Below are 24,025 nucleotides of genomic sequence, written 5' to 3' on the forward strand. Positions count from 1 at the left end.
CCCTCCTCCGGAAGGTATCAGACAGTAAATATCTTCTGTCGGAGTTCGTTCCAGGCATCAGAGTCTGCAGCGAGAATGAGACCACCTTCGTTATGATGTGGCTTATAGGGGGAGCCATCAAAGCGTGCGGCATAGCCCCCGGCCTCCTCGACCATCAGAGTGCCCGCCAGATGATCCCATGGCATCAGCTTGGCATACATGGCGAAATCGACGTGCCCCTGGCAAAGAAGGCGGTACTCATGGGCAGAACAACGATAGCTGGTAAACAGGCGCACATCTGCCAGATTGTTCAGGAGCCGCCGACGCGTCTCCAGCTCGAAATAGCCTGTGTTTGCGATACCGATCATCTCGGACAGGGGTCGTGAGGGTCTGAGGAACATGCGCTCCTGCGAACCGTCCGGCTTGCAATACCAGGCCCCACTTCCTTTCTCGGCAATCGCCCAGTCATTGCCGATCGGATCATAGATGAGACCGGCGACCGTCTCTCCATCCTTGACCACGCTTAGCATGACACCGAACAGCGCCAGGCCGGAGGCAAAATTGAAGGTGCCGTCGATAGGGTCGACAACGACCGCGAGGGCAGCACCATCAAGCTTCGAAAGCAGATCTGGATCGGCCGCAACAGCTTCTTCACCGATGAAGACGGCGTCAGGCATCAGCGTCTCGATTTCCCGGCGGATCAGACGTTCGGCGGCCTCGTCCGCCTCCGTGACGAGATCAATGGCCTCCGTTTTGATCCGTACGTCATCATTTCCAAGATTGCGAAAACGCGGGAGGATTTCCGCGATTGCCGCCTCCTGAAGAAGGTTGGCCAGCGCAGAAATGTCGATTGTCGAGGTCATGAGAGTCTCCAAGGGGATGGGAGGCGTCGATCCACAGGTCTACAGTCATCAGACTGATGATTTTTGTCGCAACCGTATTGGCGGATAACCCGCTCGATGTACAGGCCAAGACCGGAAGACTTGTATTGTCTGAAACGCTAAAAGATGCATGATCCGACGGGCAATCACTTGAACAAGGTCATACCGGCACATGATATCCCGGCGTTTTTTCGTCTCCGGCGCAACAAGCGTGGTCCTGGCAGCAGCCCTCTCTCCAAGCTCCGTGAATGCGAAAACGCCCAATGGACAGGTTTTCCTGATCCGTGGATTTGCAAACATATTTTCCACCGGCCTGGATACACTTGGCAAGGAGCTGAAGGCGCTCGGTATCAGGGCAGAAGTATTGCCTCTGCAGGAGAGAAACCGCTTCGCGAAGCGTATCGCTGACAGCTACCGACAATCGCGCCAGGGCAGACCGATCATCCTGATTGGTCACTCCCTGGGCGCGGATGAAACCTATGCAGTGGCCCGTGAATTGCAGAAATCGAAGATCCCTGTTGCGCTGGTTGTCAGTTTCGACCCGACAGGCAAGGGCCCCGTTCCGGGCAATGTGAAGCACGCAATCAACTTCTATACCGGCGGCGAAGCAATCTGGTCACCGGTCACGCCGGCAGCCGAGTTCAAGGGCAAGCTACAGAATGTGAACTTGCGCACCGGAGAGGATGCCATTCAGGGCGTCGGTCACTTCAACGTCGAAAAGAACAAGCATCTGCACGACCGGACCATCCGCGAAATCAAGTCCGTCCTGCGTATCCGATAGAATCGAATGCTCAATAGACCCCAGGGACCAACCTTTTCGTCCGCGCACAATAGTGCACATATTCCTGGCCGAAGGTTTCGTGCATCATCGCCTCTTCCCGCGCCTGCCTGACAATGTAGAGCAGGGACACGCTCACCAGTCCTGCAAGCCCGGCGATCCAGTTGGGTATGAGAAGGAGTTGCATGAGCCCCCACAGGAAGAACGAGGCGTACATCGGGTGCCGGACATGCGCATAGACCCCTCCCGTCACCAGCCGATGATCTTCGCGAATCTCAAGGCTGACGGACCAGTTACGGCCCAAGTCCTTGTGACTGCGGCGGAAGAGCCAGAGGAAAGCAATGCCTGTCACCAGCCCTGCAACAATCAGAACAAGTGGCTGGCCTCGATCTCCAAGATACCCCAGCACATCAAGTCGCCAGAGCAGCGGCACAACGAAAAGCCCAAGAAAACAGAGAATCAGCAGCGAGATATCCAGCGGGGTCCGGTTATCGACCTTGGTCTTCTGCTTTCGTGCTCGGCGCATGGCAGGATAGCGCATCGCAACCCAGCCAAGCACAATTACAAGCCAGATGCAGAAAGACGCAGTGATCATCAAGCTACCTCACGCGAAATGGTGATCTGCCCGGACTCACCGCCGTTGGGATCGACAGTCACATCCTGCAATCGCTGAGGACCGCAGCAGATCATGAAGAAATCATAGAAATAGGGTCGGCTGTTTGCCGAAATGAACTGGTAGTGCACGCGAAAGAAGTTTCGCTTGATCCGCCGATAGGCGTCGGGCTCCAGCATATGCTTGAAGCGGACTTGGAACTGCCTCGGGAACGAATCTTTACGCTGATGCTCCAGTCCGGCGGCGGCATAGGGATCGCATTTGTAGAAATTGATGATGTCCGTCAGCGCCTGAAACTCGGTCCAGCGAATGCCGGCATGGGCAGGCAAGGTCTGCAGCCTCTCGCGGGCGCGAACGGCTGCGGGATGCAGCGCCACCTTCAACGACGTGGACCCGACCGTCAACAGTTCGAAATCGACGTGACGGTCAGCCTGGCGGAGCCGTTCCGTGAGCAGATAGGCCAGATCCAGGATCAGAGCACCTCCTGTGGAATGACCAACAAGCAGAACCTCGTCATACGGGCGACCGGCAAGCCGCTCACTGATGACTTCGGCCCATAGGTCAAGGCGTGCGTCCATGTCCTGCCGGCGGCAATGGAGATGTTCACGGCTGAACGACCAGAGATCCATCAGATGAAAGAGGAAGTAACGACGGGAAAAGAAGCGCGCCGACATCACAACCACCGCCACTCCGACAGCCGCAGGCATAATCCAGCCACCCGGAGGATCAAACGCTCCAACGAGGCGAAAGGCGACCGTCCCAAGCCAGACAAGCGCGAGAAGCGTCAGCATTGGGTAGAGGAAATAAAGAGCGAAACGCCAATTGGCGGCAAAAAAGCGAAGCATCGTCCCGCTGAAGACATAGTCGCCAAACGCCAGGACGTAGGCGACAAGCCGCTGGTGAAGAGACCGCGCACCATCTTTTTTCACGATATCGTCGAAGGAAAGGAAGGAGAGTTCGCTTACGCATCCACTCCGCTTATCATCGAAATGGATGAAAGCGGTTGCGATATGCGCATTGGTATCGTGGTGCGGCTCTCCCATCTGCGCATCGACATTCCAACAAGTCCTGAACCGTGCAAGTTCCCGCACGATCCTTCGGAAGAACCCGGACGCATCGTTACGTTCGTAACCGCCGATCAGGAATACCGCCCGGCTACGCACGGCAGGCTGTGATATCCCGCTCATATAAACTCCCAGTGTCACGCCCGACGACGTCTCGTCACCGACCATTTCGCCCCCGCGCGTTGCAGTCTTGCGCGATCTGAAATCGTGCGTCCAGCACGAAGGGGTAACGAGCTGTAAAACAGGAGGTTTTCCAGAGGAATCTAAATTTTATGGCGATGATGGACCTTCGTTGCGGGTGCTGATGCCTGAGCCTTGCGAGGTCAGGTCTGTGAAATTGAAAAGCTTGGGGTCCAGGAGATGGGACGGATCAACATGGCCCAATGCGCGAAGCATGGCGTCCTTGCGACCCGGCATTTTCGCCTCAATGCCCGCCAACATTTCCTTCATCGCATTGCGTTGAAGCCCGTCCTGGGAACCGCAGAGATCGCAAGGGATAATCGGGAAGGCCATGGCCTGAGCGAAGCGGGCCATATCCTCCTCCGCCACATAGGCAAGCGGACGAAGAACCAGCAGATCCTTGTCGTCATTCAACAGCTTCGGCGGCATGGCTGACAGGCGTCCGCCATGGAAGAAGTTCATGAAGAAGGTTTCAAGGATATCTTCGCGGTGATGACCGAGCACCAGTGCATCGCAACCTTCCTCCCGCGCGATCCGGTAGAGATTGCCGCGCCTCAGCCGCGAGCAGAGCGAGCAATAGGTTGCGCCTGTCGGCACCTTCTCCTTCACGATCGAATAGGTGTCGCGATACTCGATCCTGTGCTTGACGCCAATCGACGCCAGATAATCCGGCAGGACGTGCTTCGGGAAGTTCGGCTGCCCCTGGTCAAGATTGCAGGCAATCAGCTCGACCGGCAGCAGACCACGCCATTGAAGGTCGAGAAGGATCGCCAACAGGCCATAACTGTCCTTGCCTCCGGAAACCCCTATCAGCCAACGCTTCTGACCCTTCAGCATGTCGAAGTCTGTCATGGCCTGCCGAACCTGCCGGATCAGCCGCTTGCGCAGCTTGTTGAAGCTGACGGATTGCGGCGCATCACGATAGACTGTCGGCATGCTGGTTGCATCCAGCGACTCAATGCCGTCCGCATCGGTCTCCATGGCAGGGATCGGCGTCAAAAGGTTCATTTAGGGCTCCAAAACAAGCGGATTGGTGTGGGAATGCCCGGTTCTTGGATACAGATCAAGTCTGCATCTGCCTCATGCGCCGAAGACAGACCAGCCAGTGCGCGTCGCCAGCATTTCAAGCGCCACCGAACCCAGCGCCGAATTGCCGACCTTGTTCAAGCCGGGTGACCAGACGGCAACGGATGCCTTGCCGGGTGCAATCGCCAGAATCCCGCCGCCGACGCCCGATTTGCCCGGAAGACCGACATGGAAAGCAAAATCACCCGATCCGTCATAGTGTCCGCAAGTGAGCATCAGTGCGTTGATGCGTCTTGCGCGCTTCGCAGACACGACGGAGTAACCGCTGATCGGGTCACGCCCCTGCGCGGCCAGAAAGAGGCCAGCCCTTGAAAGCTGGACACAATTGATCGCCAGAGCACACTGGTGGAAATAGACACCGAGGACATGATCGACGTCGTGATGAAGGTTGCCGAACGACCGCATGAAATTGGCCAGCGCCTGATTTCGGAACCCTGTCTCCGTCTCTGACTTGGCCACAGATCGGTCAATGAGCAGGCTGTCGTCATCGGCAAGCGAGCGCATGAACCGCATATACTCGCCAATCGCTTCCTTGGGCTTGTAGCTCGCCAGGACCTGATCGCAAACAACGATCGCCCCCGCATTGATGAAGGGGTTTCGCGGAATGCCGTGTTCGTGCTCGAGCTGAACGATGGAGTTGAAGGCGGACCCCGATGGCTCTCGACCAACCCGCTTCCACAGTGCTTCTCCGGCAGTGCCAAGAGCAAGCGTCAGCATGAAAACCTTGGAAATACTCTGGATGGAAAACGGCGTGGTCGCATCGCCGGCCGTGAAAACCCGCCCATCGACGGTGGTAATGGCAATGCCGAACTGCTTCGGATCGACCTTGGCAAGCTCCGGAATGTAATCGGCAACCTTGCCTTCACCGCGTCGCTCGGCGAGTTTTGCCGCGATATCATCAACGACTGCCTGCAGATCCATCTTGCGCACCTTACCCGACACAAAAAAGCCGCCCACAAGGGGCGGCTTTCGTAGATAACCGATGAGATCGATTAACGCGAATAGAATTCGACGACGAGCTGCGGTTCCATGACAACTGCGTAAGGAACGTCAGACAGGCCAGGAACGCGAACGAAGGTGGCAACCATCTTGTTGTGGTCGACTTCGATGTAGTCCGGAACATCGCGCTCGGCGAGCTGAACCGATTCCAGAACCGAAACCAGCTGCTTCGACTTCTGACGAACTTCGATGACATCGCCGGCCTTGCAACGGTACGAACCGATGTTGACCTTCACGCCGTTGACGGTGACGTGGCCATGGTTGACGAACTGACGGGCAGCAAAGACCGTCGGAACGAACTTGGCGCGATAGACGATGGCGTCCAGACGCGACTCGAGCAGACCGATCAGGTTTTCGCCGGTGTCGCCCTTGCGACGGTTGGCTTCGTCGTAGGTGGCGCGGAACTGCTTCTCGCGGATATCGCCGTAGTAGCCCTTCAGCTTCTGCTTGGCGCGCAGCTGAACGCCGAAGTCGGAAAGCTTGCCCTTGCGGCGCTGGCCGTGCTGGCCGGGGCCATATTCGCGGCGGTTGACCGGGGACTTCGGACGGCCCCAGATGTTTTCGCCCATACGGCGATCGATTTTGTACTTGGAAGATGCGCGCTTGCTCATCCGTATTTCCTTCTCAACAGGTTACAGCGGTTTGTTACCAAGCCGCTTTAAGGAAACACGCCCTCCTCTTGACCCCGGCTTTTCGAGGCCCTGACAGGCTTCTCACGTCAGCGAACGGAGAAAACCACGGGACATGTCAAAACAAACACCGGGCATTTCGGCCCGGCGTTGCGGCGTCATTAGTCAGGCCGAGCGAAAAAGTCAATCGCGCTTGCGATGTTTCTGCCCAAAGCATGGAAGGAGAGAGCGCTACTGACACAAAGGCGGATCTGCGTTATGCGGTGGTCTCCTGACAAACGGACCAGTGTATTCGCATGACAAATCTCCTCCGGCTTCGCTTTGTGGCCTTCGTTCTTGCAGTTCTCTCTTTTCCTGCCGCAACACTCGCTGACAACACGCCGGTGCATGCACATATTCTTGTCGATGCAAGGACGGGGACGATCCTGGAGAGCAAGAATGCCGACGTGATCGGCTATCCGGCATCCCTGACCAAGATGATGACGCTTTATCTGACGTTCGAAGCGTTGAGATACGGAAAGATCCAGTGGGACCAGCGTCTGGAGATTTCGGAGAACGCGAACAGCAAGGAACCCTACAAGTTTGCCGTGGGCGCAGGAAACAAGATCACGGTGCGCGAGGCCGTGATGGGCATGGTCGTTCTCTCCACCAATGATGCGGCAACTGCAATTGCAGAGCATCTTGCCGGTTCTGAGGCTGCCTTCGGGCGCTTGATGACGGCAAAGGCGCGAGAGCTTGGAATGAACAATACTGTCTTCACCAATCCATCAGGATTGCCGGATCCGGCTCAGGTGACCACGGCAATCGATATGGCGAGGCTCGGTCTCGCGCTCATTCGTGACTATCCGGAAGAATACAAGCTGTTTTCATCCCGCGGCATGACCTTCCGTGGCATGAAGTTCCGGGGTCACAATGGCTTCCTCGTCCGCTATCCCGGCGCAGACGGCATCAAGACAGGATACACCCGCGCCTCTGGCTATAACATCGTTACATCGGCAACGGACGGCAGGCGTCGACTGGTTGGCGTCGTCATGGGCGCCAAGAGCGGCAATGCTCGCACCGAGGAAATGATCGCCCTCTTTGATCAACATATGAATGCCCTGTCTGGCCAGTAAAAAGAGTTCTGAAAGGCACCATGATGAGCGACACCGTCCTCGACCGTTTCCTCCGCTATGTCGTGATCGATACGCAGTCCGATCCGTCCTCGATGTCTCAGCCGTCTACGGAGAAGCAGAAGAACCTCGGTCGTGTACTGGTCGATGAACTGCTGGCTCTCGGCCTTGCAGATGCCCATCTGGACGAACACGGCAATGTCTATGCGACCATTCCGGCAAACACGGATAAATCGGTTCCTGCCATCTGCTTCTGCTCGCACATGGACACGGCCCCGGATTTCACCGGCACCAACGTCAAACCCCAGATCGTTCGGAATTATCAGGGTGGCGACATTGTGCTGACCGCCGACAGCAGCCAGGTCATCAAGGTGGATGCCCATCCGCAACTGAAGAACCAGATTGGCAACGACATCGTGACGACGGATGGCACCACACTGCTGGGCGCCGATGACAAAGCGGGCATTGCCGAAATCATGACCGCAGCGGCCACCTTGATGGCCAATCCGGACATCCGCCACGGTATAGTCAAGATCCTCTTCACCACCGATGAAGAGATCGGTCGCGGTGCCGACAAGGTTGACCTCAAGAAACTCGGCGCGCAATTCGGCTATACGCTCGACGGCTCAACCGTCGGAGAGATCGAAAACGAGACCTTCTCTGCAGACGGTGTCACGATCGAGATTACCGGTGTTGCCATGCATCCCGGCTATGCCAAGGATCGGATGGAAAATGCGATCAAAATTGCAAGCGAGATTGTCTCCCGCCTGCCGAAGAACCTGGCTCCCGAAACGACAGAGGGCAAACAGGGCTTCATCCATCCGGTCTCGATCAGTGGCGCGATGGAAGGCGCAAGAATAGAGCTCATCATCCGGGACTTCATCGATGAAGGGCTGGCAGAGATGGAAAAGCTGGTCGAGTCCATCGTCAAGGACGTGATGACATCTTATCCCGGCTCGACCTATCGCTTCACAGTGAAAAACCAGTATCGAAACATGAAACAGGTGCTCGATCGCCATCCGGAAGTGATGGACAACCTGGCAGAAGCCGTGAGACGCGCCGGTTTGACGCCAGTACTCCACAGCATTCGCGGCGGAACCGACGGATCAAGGCTTTCCTATATGGGCCTGCCCTGCCCCAACATCTTCACCGGCGGCCACGCCTATCACTCGCCACTCGAATGGGTCAGCGTTCAGGATATGGAAGCGTCCGTGAAGACGATCATCGAGCTGGTCAAGGTCTGGGAAGAGCGGGCAGACTGAACCCGTTCTGCTTCCATCAGAGAGCAACCACCCCTATTCAGCCGCCGATTGCGAAGGCCCGTCCTCTTCGATCGCATTCGGATCCCCCGGCTGCGTCTCCGCTTCAAGATCGGGAAAGGCCACGATCCGCTTGCCGGAGAAATCGGTGTGGACCACGATGAGCCCCTGCTCCTCGAAATAGCCGAGCAGGCGGCGCGCGCGCCGGGCCGAATGCGTGCCATAAGCCTTGGCAATTCGCATGTCTGAGGGGCAGGCCTCTCCGCGAATGGCAGACGTGGCGAGCAGCAGGAACACGCCCTGCAGATCATCAGAGACACGCGCGGAGAGCTGCAGCGCCGTTTGCCATCCGTCGCTCGCAGCTGTTTCCTCGTCTACACCGGCCCTTGCAATCGCCACCCGGCGGCGGAACTCGCCCATCGGCATCGGCGGGCCGCTGACGCGCCGCATGCGGGCGCGGACGAGAAATTCCTGATAGAGGACACTGTCTGTCCTGTAAGCTGCCTGCGGGTCAGCCAGAATTTCGGCAAGGACCGCCGAAAGACGTTCCTCGCGCTCTTCCGCAGTCAACTCGGCTGCGCGGCTGGGTGCCGGACTATCCGTTGATATGGGCGCAAGGGCAGCAGGCTGAGAGCGCGACAGTTCGGCCAGGATATCCGTTGTCGGTCTGGGCTGCGGCGGCGCGCGGCGCACGATCGGACGGGTGAATTCTTCCGGGTCCGGCGTGAAGATCAGATCTTCCACGTCCTGAGGCGCATCCGGCAGCGGCATCAGCTTTGGCGAAGAGGAACGCGCCGACGTTTCCACAGCTCCGATCACGATCGGCAAGGGCCGGCGGGACAGCGCCGGGCCAAGCGCCACGAAATTGCCGCGCTGCAAGTCGCGGAACATCTCCGCCTGACGCCGATCCATGCCGAGCAGATCCGCCGCACGCGCCATGTCGATATCGAGGAAGGTTCGCCCCATCAGGAAGTTGGAGGCTTCAGCAGCAACATTCTTGGCGAGTTTGGCGAGACGCTGGGTCGCAATCACCCCGGCCAGGCCGCGTTTTCGTCCACGACACATCAGATTGGTCATGGCCCCGAGCGACATCTTGCGCGCATCTTCGGATACATCGCCACCAACCGACGGGGCAAACATCTGCGCCTCATCGACAACAACGAGCACCGGGAACCAGAATTCGCGATCCGCATCAAACAGGCCGTTGAGAAAGGCGGCAGCGGCACGCATCTGCTGCTCGACGTCAAGTCCTTCCAGTGTCAACACGCAAGACACCCGATGCCGGCGAATACGGTCTGCAATGCCGGCGAGCTCCGCCTCGGTACGCTCACCATCCACGACCACATGCCCATAGCGATCCGACAGGGTGACGAAATCCCCTTCGGGATCAATGATCACCTGCTGGACCCATTGCGCCGATTGCTCAAGCAAGCGGCGCAACAGATGAGACTTTCCGGAACCGGAATTGCCCTGAACGAGAAGACGTGTTGCAAGCAGTTCCTCGATATCAAGCTTTGCAGGCTGGCCACCCTGCACACTTCCCATATCGATACCGACTTTCACAGAACTCACCTCGAATGCTGATACGCCCCTCACCCGCGCTCAAACGCGCGTGACGTCTTGGGCCCTTTAACAAATTTTTCACCTAAGGGCGCGGTCGAACACGCCCCCATCAACAGGGAATTAGGCCGAGATCGCCCGCTTCCAGCCGACCGCCAGAAGACCAGCACCGATCATCAGCGAACCACCTGTCCGGTTGACGATGGATTGGACACGCGGTTCGCGGATTTTCTCCCGCGCGGCAGCAGCCAAAACGCCGTAAAGGGCCGCATTCAGTGTGGCGAGAACAAGGAACGTCACTTCAAAAACGACCATCTGCAGCAGAAGAGGTTCAGACGGGATTATGAATTGCGGCAGGAAGGCAACGAAAAACACGATGCTCTTCGGGTTCAGCGCAGTTACAACATAGGTGTGAAGGAAAACCCGCGTGGAATTGACGTCCATGGGGGTGTCATTGCCATCAACGTGCGGAGCTGACACCGGTGCACGCCAGAGCTTGATCCCGAGATAGATGAGGTAGGCCGCACCGATCCACTTCAATACTGTGAAGAGCGTGGCAGAAATCGCAAGCAGAGCGCCAAGCCCGAGCATTGACACAGTCATAGCGGTAAAGTCGCCCAACGCCAAGCCACCAACCGTTGCCATCGCCACCTTTCGACCATGACTTATGGAATAGGATACGACAAGAAGAATGGTCGGTCCCGGAATCGCAAGAATAACCGCGGAGGCGGTGGCAAAGGCGAGCCAGTTTTCGATCGACATCGTTGAGTCCCCTTCTGTCAGGATAGGAGCAAGCCACGCGAACAAAGGATTCGCAAGGATGATCGCATGACCGCTACTTGGAACGACCCAAGAGCAGATCCGGCACGCGACGGGATCGCAGCGAACCGGATCAGCAGCCGGCGTCAGGCGGTTTCAGCCCCATCAGAACCGAATCATCCACAGGTCAAGCTTCTCCTGGTGAGAGCGATCAGGCGCTTCGGGCAGGCCGATGTCCCGCCGCAGATGATTGGACAGGTAGCGCACCTGATTGCCGGCGCGCCTCTGCTGCCAGGCCAGATGCAAGAGCGCAACGATGCTCCGCCACAGACCGAACTTCCGCGACAGTTCTTCAACAGCATCGTTTAATGAATCAGCAACTAAAAATTGTGCATCACGCATGGTGGTTCCGCCCCGGCGCACATAGCAACCAGGTCCTTTCGATGGGAATGGGACGCGCGTGGACAGAAAAACGGCGAGCGCAAGCTCGAGGGATCAGCCAGTCACGTCAAAGGTTTCAGAAAGATGCCAAAAGGCTGGGAAAACGGCGGAATCTGCCGTTCAGGAGGTGCGACCGATGATCTGCGCGCAGAGCGCCTTGGTGGCACGACCACATCCGCCAGTTCGGCGCATTTGCACGTTCAAAGTCATCATTTACGCCTCCTGTTAGTTCGAGTTGCGGACTGCGACAAACTGCCACGATCATTTACGACAGACAAGCCTGCAATTTCGGATTGCGAAAATCCAACCAATTTTGTTGCGAAATAGCAACACAGGCTGCGGCCGCCTTCACGGCGTGGACATGCGATCAGCTCGCCATGGTCTCAAGGCGAAGTCCCGCGCCCTGCAACAGGCGTATCGTGGAAAAGCCGGGACGTTTGGAGGTAAAGACTGCAAAGTCATGTCCATGTGCCCAATCCTCGTTCTCAACGAGAGGCACGATGCGACGAGCCTGTCTTGCAATCGCCTCAGCTGGATCAAGCCAGTCAACCGGCCATGGGGCAAGCCGGCGGAAGACATTGGCAAGGAAGGGATAATGGGTACAGGCGAGCACAATGATGTCGGTCCGCCGCCCCTCCTGCTCGACAAAACAGGGCTCAATCTCGGCCAAGACAGCCGCATCATCGAGGTTTTCACCGCGAATATAGGCCTCTGCCATGCGGGCAAGATTTTCCGAGCCGACGAGCCGGACATGGCACTGGCTGGCGAAGGATTGAATGAGATCCCGCGTATAGGCGCGCTTCACGGTGCCGGGTGTGGCAAGAACGGACACCATGCCGGATCGGGTCCGCTCGGCAGCGGGTTTGATGGCCGGAACAGTCCCCACAAAATGCATGTGGGGAAATGCGGCGCGCAGATCAGCGCCGGCAAGCGTGAAGGCCGTGTTGCAGGCAACAATCACCGCCTCCGGCTCGTATCGAACCAGAAGCTCGGCAAAGAGTGAAAGAATGCGATCCTTCAGCGGCGCTTCCGCCCAGCCGCCATAGGGAAAGCCTGCGTCATCAGCCACGTAGATGAAGCTGCGCTCCGGCATGATCAGACGTGCCTCGCGCAGGACGGTGAGCCCGCCAATGCCGGAATCAAAGACCAGGATCGGCTTCAGTTCATGCCGTCTCTGCGTTTCCATCTGCGTCTTGCCCGTCCCCTGTCGCCGCCCCAGTTTTTACGTCCTTTGCCGCCCACCTGCGCTGAAAGCGGTCAAGCGACGACACGACACCCCTGAGCACCTTGATCTCCTGGGACGTGAATGCGCGACGGGAAAGCACCGCCCGCAGATTTTCCACCATTCTCGGCTTTTTGGAGGCTGGATGGAAATAATTTCGAGCGTCGAGTGCGTCCTCGAGATGCTCGAAGAGGCCAATCAACTCGGTTTTGGTCGCCGGCGTCTGCTCCACGGCATCGAATGGCACAGCGGCAAGGTCCTCCATGCCGGACTTCATCCATTCATACGACATCAGCAGCACCGCCTGCGCAATGTTCAGCGATGCAAAGGCCGGATTGACCGGAAAGGTCACGATTTCGTCAGCCAACGCGACCTCTTCGTTGGAGAGGCCGGATTTTTCACGACCGAACAGGATGCCGGTTTTCTCGCCAGCAACAAACTTTTGCCTCAGCGTCTGCGAAGCTGTCACGGGCGAGCGCACGGGTTTGAAACCATCGCGGAACCGGGCTGTCGTAGCATAGACAAAATTCAGGTCGGCAATCGCATCCTCAAGCCGCTCATACACCATGACGCCGTCGATGACGTGATCAGCCTTTGAGGCCGCTGCCCTCGCCTTTTCAGATGGCCATCCGTCACGAGGGTTCACAATACGCAATTCCGCAAGACCGAAATTGGCCATCGCTCGCGCCACCATTCCGATGTTTTCGCCAAGCTGCGGCTCCACCAGAATGATCGCCGGCCCTTCGGCCAGCAGAACCTGCTCGCTGTTTGTTCCTGCCATGGAGTACCCCTTGAAGAAATCTGAGGGTCCATGACACAGATTTCAGCCGAGGCAAAGAGCAGCTGCCCGCCTCATCCACCAGAAGGGTTCACCACTCGTTCGTCCGAAAGAAATCTATCTGCCCCTTGGCGAGATCGGCAAACTGGCGCTTGATCGATGTGGCTGCATCGCCGCCATTGTATTCATCGGACCAGAAGTCATCGATGACAAAGCGGTCATCTTCGCGGATGACATGGAAAATCGTGTTCGGGGTCTTCAGATCGGGCGTCCAGCCCCAGCAGGACACCGCATCGAAATAGACCGCAACCGGAATGACCTGCCCCTTCTGCGGCAGAACCTCAAAGCGCCCGTCCTTCAACGGGCAGCTGTCCTGGCCACCGATGACGGCATCGAAACCGAGCAGGTAGCCCTGATTGTCACCCAGTTCGTCACCATATCGGGCCATCCGATAGACGTTGGCAAAGCTCTTGCTATAGACGGTCTGCAGATAGACATCGTTGAAATAGCCATCCTCGAGCGGCGGCTCGATTTTCGGATCCGTTAGTCCCGCCACCACCATGACCTGCCTGACCGGCAAGGTCGGATCATCTGCTTTGGCAGCCTCAGGGCTCAGGAAAACAGCCGAGACAATGAAGAAAAGGGCCGCAGGAGCAATCCACGTCGTTTTGAAGCGTCTTGTCATTGGCCAGCCGTCTGCTTGAGTTCAGATTTGATCGACTTGCCAGTTTGATGGTTCTCGACCGGATAGATATCATCAATGACGGTTCGTCCGCCCTCCTCAATGACATGGAAGATCAGCACCGTATCGGGTGCCTCCGAGGGGTCGTCGCTGAAACAGCGGCGATTGTTGAAGATCGCCGCGATTTGGCCGTCTCCGTCATTTTCGATGCGGATGTTTTCGAACGAACAACCGTCCTGCCCCTGCGCAATCGGATCATAGTCGAAGGGAAAGCCGGTGGTTTCGCCTTCGGCCAGATCGTAGGGCGGATTGCGCGATGCCAGCTGGTAGGCGGTGCGGAAATCTTTGCTGAAAAGCCGGCTGAGACGATCTTCCGAAAAGACATCTTCCTCATTGCCCAGGCTCTCCGGGAGCCAGTTTGCTGCAGTGGCGTCAATGACCTCACGCACAGCCCCCGTCCCGTCATCCGCATGAGCGACTGGCGTCACGAAAAGGACAAGCAGGGCGAGAGGCAGGTACTTCATCAAACGATCCGAAGCTGACTGGACAGGACTGGTTCGACTGTAGTTTTAAAGTCGCTGAGCTCAAGCTGCCTTGAAGCAGGAAATGCGACCATTGTTGGTATCATTTTGTCGAGGTTTTCACGTGATCGGCAGACCCAGCGCTTTGCGTTCTTCCGCTGGAATGCTATAGCCGGGCGACTTTAACCAGAGGGACAAACATCCCTCAGTTTCATACCGAGCGAGGATTTGCATGAACAAGATCAAGGTAGCCAACCCGGTCGTCGATCTCGATGGCGACGAGATGACCCGCATCATCTGGCAGTTCATCAAGGACAAGCTGATCCTGCCCTACCTCGATCTCGACATCGAGTATTATGACCTCTCGGTGGAAAACCGTGATGCAACGAACGACCAGGTAACGATCGACGCGGCCCACGCCATCAAGAAGCACGGCGTCGGCATCAAATGTGCAACCATCACGCCTGACGAAGCCCGCGTGAAGGAATTCAACCTCAAGGAAATGTGGAAGAGCCCGAACGGCACGATCCGCAACATCCTCGGCGGCGTCATTTTCCGCGAGCCGATCATCTGCAAGAACGTTCCGCGTCTGGTTCCCGGCTGGACCAAGCCGATCGTTGTTGGCCGCCACGCGTTCGGCGACCAGTACCGCGCAACGGATTTCAAATTCCCGGGCAAGGGCAAGCTGACGATCAAGTTCGTCGGTGAAGACGGCCAGGTCATCGAAAAGGAAGTCTTCAACGCTCCGTCTTCGGGCGTTGCCATGGCAATGTATAACCTCGACGATTCGATCCGTGACTTCGCACGCGCGTCGATGAACTACGGCCTGATGCGCAAATGGCCGGTCTACCTCTCCACGAAGAACACCATCCTCAAGGCCTATGACGGCCGCTTCAAGGACATCTTCGAAGAAGTCTATGAGAACGAGTTCAAGGCTCAGTTCGAGGCCGCCGGCATCATTTACGAACACCGCCTGATCGATGACATGGTCGCCTCCGCTCTGAAGTGGTCCGGTGGCTATGTGTGGGCCTGCAAGAACTACGATGGCGACGTGCAGTCCGACACCGTTGCCCAGGGCTTTGGTTCGCTCGGCCTAATGACGTCCGTGCTGCTGTCTCCGGACGGTCGCACCGTTGAAGCCGAAGCGGCCCACGGCACCGTGACACGTCACTACCGCCAGCATCAGAAGGGCCAGGAAACCTCGACCAACTCGATCGCCTCGATCTTTGCCTGGACCCGTGGCCTCGCCCACCGCGCCAAGCTGGATGACAACGCCGAACTCGCAAAGTTCGCCGAGACACTCGAGAAGGTCTGCATTGCAACGGTCGAGTCGGGCTTCATGACCAAGGACCTGGCGCTGCTGATCGGTCCGGACCAGCCCTGGCTCTCGACCACGGCTTTCCTCGACAAGGTCGATGAAAACCTGAAGAAGGCCATGGCCGCCTGATGCATTCGGTCAGGATGCATGAATTCGGAAACCCGGCCAGGCGCCGGGTTTTCTTTTGTGCGGTCGACCGCGCCGCCATCCCGACCCTCCGCGTTTGGCCGACAGCGACGCAGGCGAAGAGCTTGGACTGTCCACCCTGCTTTGGTGGCATTGCAAAGGCACCAGACTCAGCGTCCTATGCGCAATGTCAGGAGGGGATCGCTACGGAGGGGAATCGTGGCGATCAGGGCACATCATGCGCGAAGTCTTGCTACCGAAAACCGTCAGCGTCTTTCGCGAGGGCTATAGCCTCGGACGCCTGCGGGCGGATGCGCTTTCAGGTTTGACAGTTGCAATAGTCGCCCTGCCCCTGTCCATGGCCATTGCCATCGCCTCGGGCGTTACGCCTGATCGCGGCCTCTATACCGCGATCATCGGCGGGTTCCTCGTCTCACTATTGGGCGGGAGCAGACACCAGATCGGTGGCCCCGCCGGCGCTTTTATCGTGCTCGTTTCGACAACCGTCACCCTGCATGGGATTGAAGGTCTGCTTCTCGCGACATTCGTCTCCGGGCTGTTGCTGATGCTTTGCGGCGTGTTGAGACTCGGCGACTATATCAAGTTCATCCCCTATCCGGTGACGATAGGATTCACCGCCGGCATTGCTGTCATCATCTTCGCCAGCCAGATCTCCGAGCTTTTCGGGCTGGCAATGAGCGGTCCGGAGCCCGGCCCGCTGTCCGAGAAGCTGCCTATGCTCATGGCCAGTCTCCCGACACTCAGCCTTCCAGCAACCGGCATTGCCCTTTTCACCATCGCCGTGATCATCATTCTCAGGCGGATGCGCCCTAGCTGGCCCGGGCTTCTGATTGCCGTCACACTTGCTTCAGTCCTCGCTCTTGTTCTTGCTCTGCCTGTTGCAACCATCGGATCGAAGTTTGGCGGGATCCCCAACACGCTGCCGGCCCCGGCACTCCCCGCCTTCTCGTGGGACTTGTTCGTCGCCATCCTGCCGGATGCCATTGCCTTCACTCTGCTCGGCGCAATCGAATCCCTCCTGTCTGCCGTGGTTGCCGACGGCATGACCGGGCGCAGGCATCGCTCCAACACCGAATTGCTCGCCCAAGGCGTTGCCAATATCGGCTCCTCTCTCTTCGGCGGCATTTGCGTGACCGGCACGATTGCAAGAACAGCAACGAATGTGCGCGCGGGCGCAACAAGCCCTGTATCGGGCATGCTCCACGCCCTCTTCCTCCTCCTTTTCATGCTGGTGGCCGCACCGCTCGCAGCCTATATCCCGCTTGCCGCGCTCGCCGGCGTGCTTGCGGTCGTCGCTTGGAACATGATCGAACGGCCCGCCATCATCGCGCTCATCAAGTCCTCGCGCGGAGAAGCCGTCATCATGATGGTTACATTCCTGCTCGTGATATTCCGCGACCTAACTGAAGGCATCATTGTCGGATTTGCGCTCGGGTCGCTTCTATTCATTCATCGCATGTCGAAAAGCATGCGGATCGTACCCGAAACCGCCGAGCGCCCCGTCGAAAACCTGGACGTGGAAACCGTGATTTACCGGCTGGACGGCGCTTTCTTCTTCGGTGCGGCGGCAACCGCAGGCCTCCTTCTCGACCGCATCCCGGATCGACACCGGACCATCGTCTTCGACTGCAGTACGCTCAGCATGATGGATTCGACTGGCGCCTATGTTCTGGCGGGCACCATCCGCAAGGCATCCCGGAAGGGGATCAGAACGGTGATTGTCGCGTCAGCGCCTGAACTGAAAGAAATGCTCGTGCACCATGAACTGCATGACGCCAATCTGCTCTTCGTAAGATCGATGCAGGAGCTTGAAACGCTACCCCAAACGGAAAAAGGCCCACGCTGAGCGCGGGCCTCTTCATCGTAACGACAGGAAGCCACGTCCATGAACTTACATGGAGCGACTGCCTATGGTCAGGAAATTGCCTGGACGACAGCCTCGATCGCAGCCTCTGCCTGAGCACCGTCCGGGCCGCCTGCCTGGGCCATGTCCGGCCGACCGCCGCCGCCCTTGCCACCCAAGGCAGCCGAGGCAACACGCACGAGATCAACGGCGCTGAAGCGCGAGACCAGATCTTCGGTCACCGCAACGACCGCGCTTGCCTTGCCATCTTCGGACACGGCAATCAGCAGCACAATGCCTGAGCCAAGACCGGCCTTGGCTTCATCAGCCATGCCCTTGAGATCCTTGGCTTCGACACCGGCAAGCGTCTTGCCGACGAACTTGATGCCAGCAACATCGCGGAAGGTGTCACCACCGCCAGCTGTTCCGCCGCCCATGGCAAGCTTGCGCTTTGCATCCGCCAGTTCTTTTTCCAGCTTGCGGCGCTCGTCCATCAGGGCTTCGACACGTGTCACCACATCAGCGGGCTGAACCTTAAGGGTCGACGCGAGCGTCTTTACCCGCTCGTCCTGCTCAGCCAGATAAGCGCGCGCCGCTTCACCCGTTAGTGCTTCAAGACGTCGAACGCCTGCACCCACCGCACTCTCCGCCACGAGACGGACAAGACCGATGTCCCCGGTCGCCGACACATGCGTTCCACCGCACAATTCGATCGAATAAGGCCGGCCGGCCTTATCGCCACGCACCGCCTGCCCCATCGACACGACGCGCACCTCATCACCATATTTTTCGCCAAACAATGCCATGGCACCTTCGGCAATCGCGTCGTCAACCGCCATCAGACGGGTCGTGACCGGAGAGTTCTGGACGATGATCTCATTCGCCATCTCCTCCACGATCTTGAGCTCGTCCGCCAGGATGGGCTTGGGATGGGAAATGTCAAAGCGCAGGCGGTCAGGCGCAACAAGCGATCCCTTCTGTGCGACATGTGTCCCCAACACCTCACGCAGCGCCTCGTGCAACAGGTGGGTCGCGGAGTGATTGGCGCGCAGGCGCGAACGACGATTGTGATCTACGTTCAAGCTGACCGCGGCACCAATCTTGACACGACCCTCGCGGACCGTGGCGACATGAACGAAGAGACCCTCGCCCTTCTTCTGGGTATCGCTGACATCGAGAACGAAGCCTTCACCGATGATTTCACCGGTATCGCCCATCTGACCACCCGACTCCCCGTAAAACGGTGTCTGGTTGACAACGACCTGAACGCTATCGCCCGCCGACGCGACCTCGACTGAGGCGCCATCCCGCACCAGAGCCTGGATTTCACCTTCGGCTGTCTCGGAAGAATAGCCCAGAAATTCCGTAGCCCCGAAACGATCCTTCAGCTCGAACCAGATGGTTTCGGCTGCCTTGTCGCCGGATCCTGCCCAATTGGCCCGCGCTTCCGCCTTCTGACGCTGCATGGCATCGTTGAAGCCTGTGAGGTCCACGCCGATGCCGCGACCGCGCAGCGCATCCTGGGTCAGGTCCAGCGGGAAGCCATAGGTGTCGTAGAGCTTGAATGCGGTTTCACCATCAAGGCTGTCGCCTTTGCCGAGACTGGATGTCGCATCGGAGAGCAGGGACAGACCCCGTTCCAGGGTCTTGCGGAAGCGCGTTTCTTCCAGCTTCAGCGTTTCAGAAATCAGGGCTTCTGCACGTCCAAGCTCAGGATAGGCACGCCCCATCTGCTGCACGAGTGTCGGCAGCAGCTTGAAGATCACCGGTTCACGAGCGCCCAGAAGCTGCGCGTGCCGCATGGCCCGACGCATGATCCGTCGCAGCACATAGCCGCGCCCTTCGTTGGACGGCAGAACACCGTCGGCAATGAGGAAGGCGGAAGAGCGGAGGTGGTCCGCGATGACGCGGTGGCTGGCCCGCCGCTCACCCTCGGCCTTGACGCCCGTCAGATCCTCGGACGCCTCAATCAGCGCCCGGAACAGATCGATGTCATAATTGTCGTGGCGACCCTGCAAAACTGCAGCGACGCGCTCAAGTCCCATGCCTGTGTCGATCGAAGGACGCGGCAGATTGATGCGTTCTTCCTTCGTCACCTGCTCATATTGCATGAAGACGAGGTTCCAGATCTCGATGAAGCGATCGCCATCTTCCTCAGGAGAGCCCGGAGGACCACCCCAGATATGGTCGCCGTGGTCATAGAAGATTTCAGAACACGGACCGCAAGGTCCGGTATCACCCATCGCCCAGAAATTATCACTTGTCGGGATCCGGATGATCCGGTCATCAGTCAGACCGGCAATCTTCTTCCACAGGCCATGGGCCTCGTCATCCGTGTGATAGACCGTCACCAGCAATCGCTTCTTGTCGAGGCCGAATTCCTTGGTAATCAGGTTCCAGGCAAGCTCGATGGCGCGCTCCTTGAAATAGTCGCCAAAGGAAAAATTGCCGAGCATTTCAAAGAAAGTGTGGTGGCGCGCCGTGTAACCGACATTGTCGAGGTCATTGTGCTTGCCACCGGCACGGACGCATTTCTGGGCCGTGACGGCTGTCGAATAAGGCCGCGTCTCAAGGCCGGTAAACAGGTTCTTGAACTGAACCATTCCGGCATTGGTGAACATCAGGGTCGGGTCGTTGCGCGGAACGAGCGGGCTCGACGAAACGACCTCATGGCCATTGGTCTTGAAGTAATCCAGGAAAGTGGACCGGATATCATTTACACCGCTCATGGCACGCCCTTTACCTCGGCCTCAATTCGGCCTCATCTCAGAAAATCAATGGCTTTTATCGTTGGGCCGTGCACCTGTCCAGCACACAAAAGAAAACCGGCCCCACCTCTTTCGACGTGGAACCGGCATCATTCAACACCCAGCAGAGAAGATCACGCGTCCGGATCAACAGCCGAATCGTCACCATCCGGCCCGCCATTCTCAAGGAACCGCTCGGCAATCAAGCCGGCATTCTGTCGGAGCGACAATTCGATCTCTTGGGCAACTGCCGGATTGTCACGCAAGAAAAGCTTGGCATTCTCACGCCCCTGACCCAGACGCTGGCTGTTGTAGGAGAACCAGGCACCCGACTTTTCGACGATGCCAGCCTTCACACCGAGATCGATCAACTCACCGGTCTTTGATACGCCCTCACCATACATGATGTCGAACTCGACCTGCTTGAAGGGCGGCGCCATCTTGTTCTTGACAACCTTCACGCGGGTCTGGTTGCCAACAACCTCTTCCCGATCCTTGACGGCGCCGATCCGGCGGATGTCGAGGCGCACGGAGGCGTAGAACTTCAGAGCGTTACCGCCTGTCGTCGTTTCGGGCGAGCCGAACATCACCCCGATCTTCATGCGGATCTGGTTGATGAAGATCACCATGCAGTTCGAACGCGAAATCGACGCCGTCAACTTGCGCAGCGCCTGGCTCATCAAGCGGGCCTGCATGCCCGGCAGGCTGTCGCCCATTTCACCTTCGATTTCTGCCCGTGGCGTCAAGGCGGCTACCGAGTCGACAACGAGAACGTCAATGGCACCGGAGCGGACAAGCGTATCGGTGATTTCGAGCGCCTGCTCACCGGTGTCCGGCTGGGAAATGAGAAGGTTCTGCAGATCAACGCCAAGCTTGCGGGCATAGACCGGATCAAGCGCATGTTCAGCATCGACAAAGGCGCAGATGCCACCCTTCTTCTGCGCTTCCGCAATCGTCTGCAACGCAAGCGTCGTCTTACCAGAACTCTCAGGACCATAGATCTCGATGATACGGCCTTTCGGCAGACCGCCTATACCAAGAGCAATATCAAGGCTGAGCGAACCAGTGGAAACCGTTTCAATCTCAACGACGCTCTCGTTTGCGCCGAGTTTCATGATCGAGCCCTTGCCGAACGAGCGTTCGATCTGCGAAAGGGCTGCTTCCAATGCCTTGCTTTTATCCACCGATTTTTCCTCTACGAGCCGCAAAGAGTTCTGTGCCATTTGATCCACCTTTAGGTTATTCAAGCCGCATAGGCAATGAAGCTGCAATGTCGATTTTGTACTCTTTTTGTTCTTGTTGCGCAAGTGCCTGTGAAGCTTCTGGAATCAAACAGGAAATAACCCCATGTTCTGGCTTTGTTTTTAGCTGTTCTGCAAAAACTTGACACCGCGCTTCAGCTCGTGTCTTTCTGTAATTTAGCCTTGGATTCCGAACCTTGGCAGCAGTTATGAAAGCAATGCGATGAATCACTCTATACTGGTCCTGGGCGGTGCGCATCTCGACCGGCGCGGCCAGATCTCCGGGCGCACCTTTCCCGGCGCGAGCAATCCAGGCCGCTTCACCGAAGAGGCGGGCGGCGGCGGGTTCAACGCGGCCAGAAACCTTGCGAGGCTGGGTCATGAAGTCGCGATGATTGCGCCTCGTGGCGGCGATCAGGCCGGCGAAACCGTTCGTGTCGCGGCGGAAGAGGCGGGTGTTGCCTATGTGCCGCTGACATTTCTCGACCGGGTGACACCTAGCTACACGGCCATTCTGGAAGCCGATGGCAACCTCGTCATTGCCGTCGCAGATATGGACCTTTACAGGCAGTTCACACCGCGGCGTCTTCGCGCCCGGACGGTTCGTAATGCGATGAATAAGGCGACCGCGCTGATCTGCGATGCAAACCTCTCGGCAGAAACCCTTCAGGCTCTGTCAGGCGAGGCAAGCACGAGACAGATACCGCTTTATGCAATTGCCATTTCCCCGGCCAAGGTCGAGCGTTTTCGTGGTTGCCTAGGGGGACTGACCACACTCTTCATGAACGAGGCCGAGGCCGAAGTTGTAGCGGGACAAAAGCCAACCGATCCACATCATTGGCCAGAGCTCCTCCGCAACGCCGGGCTGAATGGCGGCGTCGTAACGCGGGGAGACCGGGAAGCCATCGCCTTCAACCCGCGCGAAGTTGCCGTACTGGCTCCGCCAAGGCTCAAAGAAATTGCCGATGTGACTGGCGCAGGCGATTCCTTTGCCTCGGGCTTCATCTCAGCCAGCCTCAGCGGCGCCACGACGACCGAAGCGTTGCGCCACGCAACGGCAGCTGCCATCATCACACTCAGATCCCCACAAGCCGCCTCAAGCGCCTTGAGCACCGTTAGTCTGCACCGGACCCTTCAGGAAGTTCCGGTTGCCACACAAGTTCTCAACCCGGAAAACGACATCAGACAGGCATATCCATGACCCGCAGCATCTCCCCTCTCCTGCCGATTAGCTATTCCCGCGAAGTTGCTGCGGCAAAGGCCCGCAAGGCACCGATCGTCGCCTTGGAATCGACCATCATCACCCATGGCATGCCCTATCCGGGCAATCTGGAGATGGCGCGCAGTGTGGAGGATATCATCCGAGAAAACGGGGCTGTGCCAGCTACCATCGCCGTCATGGATGGTACTCTCCATATTGGCCTTGAAGCCGAGCAGTTGGAAAAGCTTGCCCAGGCGAAGTCGGTCATGAAGGTTTCCCGCGCCGATCTGGCCTTTGCCATCGCAGAGCGTCGCACCGGTGCGACCACTGTTGCGGCCACCATGATTGCAGCGGCCCGCGCCGGAATCTCCGTTTTTGCCACCGGTGGCATTGGCGGTGTCCATCGAGGTGCTGAGGAAAACTTTGATATCTCCGCAGACCTTGAGGAATTCGTGAAGACACCGGTCATCGTGGTTTGCGCCGGTGCAAAGGCTATCCTTGATATTCCAAAGACGCTGGAAGTCCTGGAAACACGGGGTGTGCCAGTGGTGACTTTCGGCAGTGAACAGTTCCCCGCATTCTGGTCGCGGGATTCGGGATTGAAAAGTCCGCTGTCTCTCGACAGCCCGGCCGCGATTGCCAACTTCCAGAAGACCCGCGACCAGCTTGGAGTTGATGGCGGCATGCTGATTGCAAACCCGGTGCCCGAGACCGACGAAATCCCTAGGGAAGAAATGGAAATCTATATCAGCCGGGCGCTGGCCAATGCCGACCGCGAGGATGTCACCGGCAAGGCCGTGACGCCCTTCCTGCTCGACAATATCTTCCACCTGACTGGCGGTCGGAGCCTCAGGACCAACATCGCCCTCGTAGAAAACAACGCCCGCCTCGCTGCTGAAATTGCAGTCGCAATGATCGAATGACCGACCGTCGGAACTGCCGCCGCTCCCTCCATTGTCCGAGGACCGGCGGCAGACAACCTTCC

24 protein-coding genes are annotated in these 24,025 nt (G+C 58.0%); 8 read left to right on the plus strand and 16 right to left on the minus strand.

The window, feature by feature from the left end:
• Positions 1-17 precede the first annotated feature (17 nt).
• A complete protein-coding gene (locus FE840_RS14645) occupies positions 18-842 on the minus strand; it encodes an inositol monophosphatase family protein (RefSeq protein ID WP_138286232.1) in 825 nt (274 codons plus the stop codon).
• A gap of 190 nt (positions 843-1,032) precedes the next feature.
• Here FE840_RS14645 and FE840_RS14650 point away from each other — a divergent pair, with 190 nt between their 5' ends.
• A complete protein-coding gene (locus FE840_RS14650) occupies positions 1,033-1,641 on the plus strand; it encodes a thioesterase domain-containing protein (protein WP_138286233.1) in 609 nt (202 codons plus the stop codon).
• Positions 1,642-1,651: 10 nt separating this feature from the next.
• Here FE840_RS14650 and FE840_RS14655 read toward each other — a convergent pair whose 3' ends face one another.
• A complete protein-coding gene (locus tag FE840_RS14655; protein ID WP_138286234.1) occupies positions 1,652-2,233 on the minus strand; it encodes a protein-S-isoprenylcysteine O-methyltransferase in 582 nt (193 codons plus the stop codon).
• Positions 2,233-2,925, minus strand: coding sequence for an alpha/beta hydrolase family protein (locus tag FE840_RS14660; protein ID WP_171033661.1), 693 nt, complete (start codon positions 2,923-2,925; stop codon positions 2,233-2,235). The genes FE840_RS14655 and FE840_RS14660 overlap by 1 nt, the downstream gene beginning before the upstream one ends.
• Between FE840_RS14660 and FE840_RS14665 the strand changes: the two genes are divergently transcribed.
• A complete protein-coding gene (locus tag FE840_RS14665) occupies positions 2,884-3,426 on the plus strand; it encodes a hypothetical protein (RefSeq protein ID WP_171033662.1) in 543 nt (180 codons plus the stop codon). The two genes, FE840_RS14660 and FE840_RS14665, sit on opposite strands and share 42 nt — an antisense overlap.
• Before the next feature lie 159 nt (positions 3,427-3,585).
• Here the strand turns inward: FE840_RS14665 and ttcA are convergent, their stop codons facing one another.
• From ttcA to rpsD, 3 genes are all read right to left on the minus strand, one after another.
• A complete protein-coding gene (gene ttcA, locus FE840_RS14670) occupies positions 3,586-4,476 on the minus strand; it encodes a tRNA 2-thiocytidine(32) synthetase TtcA (RefSeq protein WP_138286719.1) in 891 nt (296 codons plus the stop codon).
• Positions 4,477-4,575: 99 nt separating this feature from the next.
• Complete coding sequence (locus FE840_RS14675; RefSeq protein WP_138286721.1) at positions 4,576-5,502, minus strand: glutaminase; 927 nt, start codon at positions 5,500-5,502, stop codon at positions 4,576-4,578.
• Positions 5,503-5,573: 71 nt separating this feature from the next.
• Positions 5,574-6,191 (minus strand): 30S ribosomal protein S4, encoded by a 618-nt coding sequence (gene rpsD / locus FE840_RS14680; RefSeq protein WP_138286237.1) that lies wholly within the window; start codon positions 6,189-6,191, stop codon positions 5,574-5,576.
• 314 nt (positions 6,192-6,505) lie between these two features.
• Here rpsD and FE840_RS14685 point away from each other — a divergent pair, with 314 nt between their 5' ends.
• Together FE840_RS14685 and pepT are read left to right on the plus strand one after the other, a co-directional pair.
• Positions 6,506-7,324 (plus strand): D-alanyl-D-alanine carboxypeptidase family protein, encoded by an 819-nt coding sequence (locus FE840_RS14685; protein WP_138286238.1) that lies wholly within the window; start codon positions 6,506-6,508, stop codon positions 7,322-7,324.
• A 23-nt stretch (positions 7,325-7,347) separates the two neighbouring features.
• The gene (gene pepT / locus FE840_RS14690; RefSeq protein ID WP_138286239.1) at positions 7,348-8,583 is read left to right on the plus strand and encodes a peptidase T; all 1,236 of its coding nucleotides are present in this window, start codon (positions 7,348-7,350) and stop codon (positions 8,581-8,583) included.
• Between the two features lie 33 nt (positions 8,584-8,616).
• Here the strand turns inward: pepT and FE840_RS14695 are convergent, their stop codons facing one another.
• From FE840_RS14695 to FE840_RS14725, 7 genes are all read right to left on the minus strand, one after another.
• The gene (locus tag FE840_RS14695) at positions 8,617-10,143 is read right to left on the minus strand and encodes a helicase HerA domain-containing protein (RefSeq protein ID WP_171033664.1); all 1,527 of its coding nucleotides are present in this window, start codon (positions 10,141-10,143) and stop codon (positions 8,617-8,619) included.
• Between the two features lie 120 nt (positions 10,144-10,263).
• A complete protein-coding gene (locus FE840_RS14700) occupies positions 10,264-10,902 on the minus strand; it encodes a LysE family translocator (RefSeq protein ID WP_138286240.1) in 639 nt (212 codons plus the stop codon).
• Between the two features lie 162 nt (positions 10,903-11,064).
• Positions 11,065-11,301, minus strand: a complete 237-nt coding sequence (locus FE840_RS14705; protein ID WP_138286241.1) for a DUF1127 domain-containing protein — start codon at positions 11,299-11,301, stop codon at positions 11,065-11,067.
• Between the two features lie 406 nt (positions 11,302-11,707).
• Positions 11,708-12,526, minus strand: a complete 819-nt coding sequence (murI, locus tag FE840_RS14710) for a glutamate racemase (protein WP_138286242.1) — start codon at positions 12,524-12,526, stop codon at positions 11,708-11,710.
• Complete coding sequence (locus tag FE840_RS14715; RefSeq protein WP_138286243.1) at positions 12,504-13,343, minus strand: RNA methyltransferase; 840 nt, start codon at positions 13,341-13,343, stop codon at positions 12,504-12,506. Before FE840_RS14715 ends, murI begins: the two co-directional genes overlap by 23 nt.
• An 88-nt stretch (positions 13,344-13,431) precedes the next feature.
• Complete coding sequence (locus FE840_RS14720) at positions 13,432-14,025, minus strand: hypothetical protein (protein ID WP_138286244.1); 594 nt, start codon at positions 14,023-14,025, stop codon at positions 13,432-13,434.
• Entirely contained in the window at positions 14,022-14,546 is a 525-nt protein-coding gene (locus tag FE840_RS14725; protein ID WP_138286245.1) for a hypothetical protein, read from the minus strand. The genes FE840_RS14720 and FE840_RS14725 overlap by 4 nt, the downstream gene beginning before the upstream one ends.
• Positions 14,547-14,775: 229 nt before the next feature.
• On the opposite strand from FE840_RS14725, the gene FE840_RS14730 reads away from it, so the two are divergent.
• Both FE840_RS14730 and FE840_RS14735 read left to right on the plus strand, forming a co-directional pair.
• Positions 14,776-15,990 carry an NADP-dependent isocitrate dehydrogenase gene (locus FE840_RS14730; protein WP_138286246.1) on the plus strand — a complete coding sequence of 405 codons (1,215 nt, stop codon included), beginning with the start codon at positions 14,776-14,778 and terminating at the stop codon, positions 15,988-15,990.
• 235 nt (positions 15,991-16,225) lie between these two features.
• Positions 16,226-17,854 carry a SulP family inorganic anion transporter gene (locus FE840_RS14735; RefSeq protein WP_138286247.1) on the plus strand — a complete coding sequence of 543 codons (1,629 nt, stop codon included), beginning with the start codon at positions 16,226-16,228 and terminating at the stop codon, positions 17,852-17,854.
• 68 nt (positions 17,855-17,922) lie between these two features.
• On the opposite strand, the gene alaS is transcribed toward FE840_RS14735, so the two are convergent.
• The 3 genes from alaS to FE840_RS14750 form a co-directional block, all read right to left on the minus strand.
• Positions 17,923-20,580: an alanine--tRNA ligase gene (alaS, locus tag FE840_RS14740; RefSeq protein WP_138286248.1), complete on the minus strand. Its 2,658-nt coding sequence runs from the start codon at positions 20,578-20,580 to the stop codon at positions 17,923-17,925.
• Between the two features lie 152 nt (positions 20,581-20,732).
• Entirely contained in the window at positions 20,733-21,821 is a 1,089-nt protein-coding gene (gene recA / locus FE840_RS14745) for a recombinase RecA (protein WP_138286249.1), read from the minus strand.
• A gap of 16 nt (positions 21,822-21,837) precedes the next feature.
• Positions 21,838-22,071 (minus strand): hypothetical protein, encoded by a 234-nt coding sequence (locus FE840_RS14750; protein ID WP_138286250.1) that lies wholly within the window; start codon positions 22,069-22,071, stop codon positions 21,838-21,840.
• Between FE840_RS14750 and FE840_RS14755 the strand changes: the two genes are divergently transcribed.
• Complete coding sequence (locus FE840_RS14755) at positions 22,063-23,040, plus strand: carbohydrate kinase family protein (protein ID WP_138286251.1); 978 nt, start codon at positions 22,063-22,065, stop codon at positions 23,038-23,040. The two genes, FE840_RS14750 and FE840_RS14755, sit on opposite strands and share 9 nt — an antisense overlap.
• Positions 23,037-23,963, plus strand: coding sequence for a pseudouridine-5'-phosphate glycosidase (locus FE840_RS14760; RefSeq protein WP_138286252.1), 927 nt, complete (start codon positions 23,037-23,039; stop codon positions 23,961-23,963). Before FE840_RS14755 ends, FE840_RS14760 begins: the two co-directional genes overlap by 4 nt.
• Positions 23,964-24,025 lie beyond the last annotated feature (62 nt).

The sequence above is a fragment of the Peteryoungia desertarenae genome (assembly GCF_005860795.2).
In the GTDB taxonomy this organism is placed as follows: domain Bacteria; phylum Pseudomonadota; class Alphaproteobacteria; order Rhizobiales; family Rhizobiaceae; genus Allorhizobium; species Allorhizobium desertarenae.

Coding starts and splice junctions, on each gene's coding strand:
- FE840_RS14645 (WP_138286232.1), bottom strand. CDS start 842: ATGACCTCGACAATCGACATTTCTGCGCTGGCCAACCTTCTTCAGGAG.
- FE840_RS14650 (WP_138286233.1), top strand. CDS start 1,033: ATGATATCCCGGCGTTTTTTCGTCTCCGGCGCAACAAGCGTGGTCCTG.
- FE840_RS14655 (WP_138286234.1), bottom strand. CDS start 2,233: ATGATCACTGCGTCTTTCTGCATCTGGCTTGTAATTGTGCTTGGCTGG.
- FE840_RS14665 (WP_171033662.1), top strand. CDS start 2,884: ATGAAAGAGGAAGTAACGACGGGAAAAGAAGCGCGCCGACATCACAAC.
- FE840_RS14660 (WP_171033661.1), bottom strand. CDS start 2,925: ATGTCGGCGCGCTTCTTTTCCCGTCGTTACTTCCTCTTTCATCTGATG.
- ttcA (WP_138286719.1), bottom strand. CDS start 4,476: ATGGAGACCGATGCGGACGGCATTGAGTCGCTGGATGCAACCAGCATG.
- FE840_RS14675 (WP_138286721.1), bottom strand. CDS start 5,502: ATGGATCTGCAGGCAGTCGTTGATGATATCGCGGCAAAACTCGCCGAG.
- rpsD (WP_138286237.1), bottom strand. CDS start 6,191: ATGAGCAAGCGCGCATCTTCCAAGTACAAAATCGATCGCCGTATGGGC.
- FE840_RS14685 (WP_138286238.1), top strand. CDS start 6,506: ATGACAAATCTCCTCCGGCTTCGCTTTGTGGCCTTCGTTCTTGCAGTT.
- pepT (WP_138286239.1), top strand. CDS start 7,348: ATGAGCGACACCGTCCTCGACCGTTTCCTCCGCTATGTCGTGATCGAT.
- FE840_RS14700 (WP_138286240.1), bottom strand. CDS start 10,902: ATGTCGATCGAAAACTGGCTCGCCTTTGCCACCGCCTCCGCGGTTATT.
- FE840_RS14705 (WP_138286241.1), bottom strand. CDS start 11,301: ATGCGTGATGCACAATTTTTAGTTGCTGATTCATTAAACGATGCTGTT.
- murI (WP_138286242.1), bottom strand. CDS start 12,526: ATGGAAACGCAGAGACGGCATGAACTGAAGCCGATCCTGGTCTTTGAT.
- FE840_RS14715 (WP_138286243.1), bottom strand. CDS start 13,343: ATGGCAGGAACAAACAGCGAGCAGGTTCTGCTGGCCGAAGGGCCGGCG.
- FE840_RS14720 (WP_138286244.1), bottom strand. CDS start 14,025: ATGACAAGACGCTTCAAAACGACGTGGATTGCTCCTGCGGCCCTTTTC.
- FE840_RS14725 (WP_138286245.1), bottom strand. CDS start 14,546: ATGAAGTACCTGCCTCTCGCCCTGCTTGTCCTTTTCGTGACGCCAGTC.
- FE840_RS14730 (WP_138286246.1), top strand. CDS start 14,776: ATGAACAAGATCAAGGTAGCCAACCCGGTCGTCGATCTCGATGGCGAC.
- FE840_RS14735 (WP_138286247.1), top strand. CDS start 16,226: ATGCGCGAAGTCTTGCTACCGAAAACCGTCAGCGTCTTTCGCGAGGGC.
- alaS (WP_138286248.1), bottom strand. CDS start 20,580: ATGAGCGGTGTAAATGATATCCGGTCCACTTTCCTGGATTACTTCAAG.
- recA (WP_138286249.1), bottom strand. CDS start 21,821: ATGGCACAGAACTCTTTGCGGCTCGTAGAGGAAAAATCGGTGGATAAA.
- FE840_RS14755 (WP_138286251.1), top strand. CDS start 22,063: ATGAATCACTCTATACTGGTCCTGGGCGGTGCGCATCTCGACCGGCGC.
- FE840_RS14760 (WP_138286252.1), top strand. CDS start 23,037: ATGACCCGCAGCATCTCCCCTCTCCTGCCGATTAGCTATTCCCGCGAA.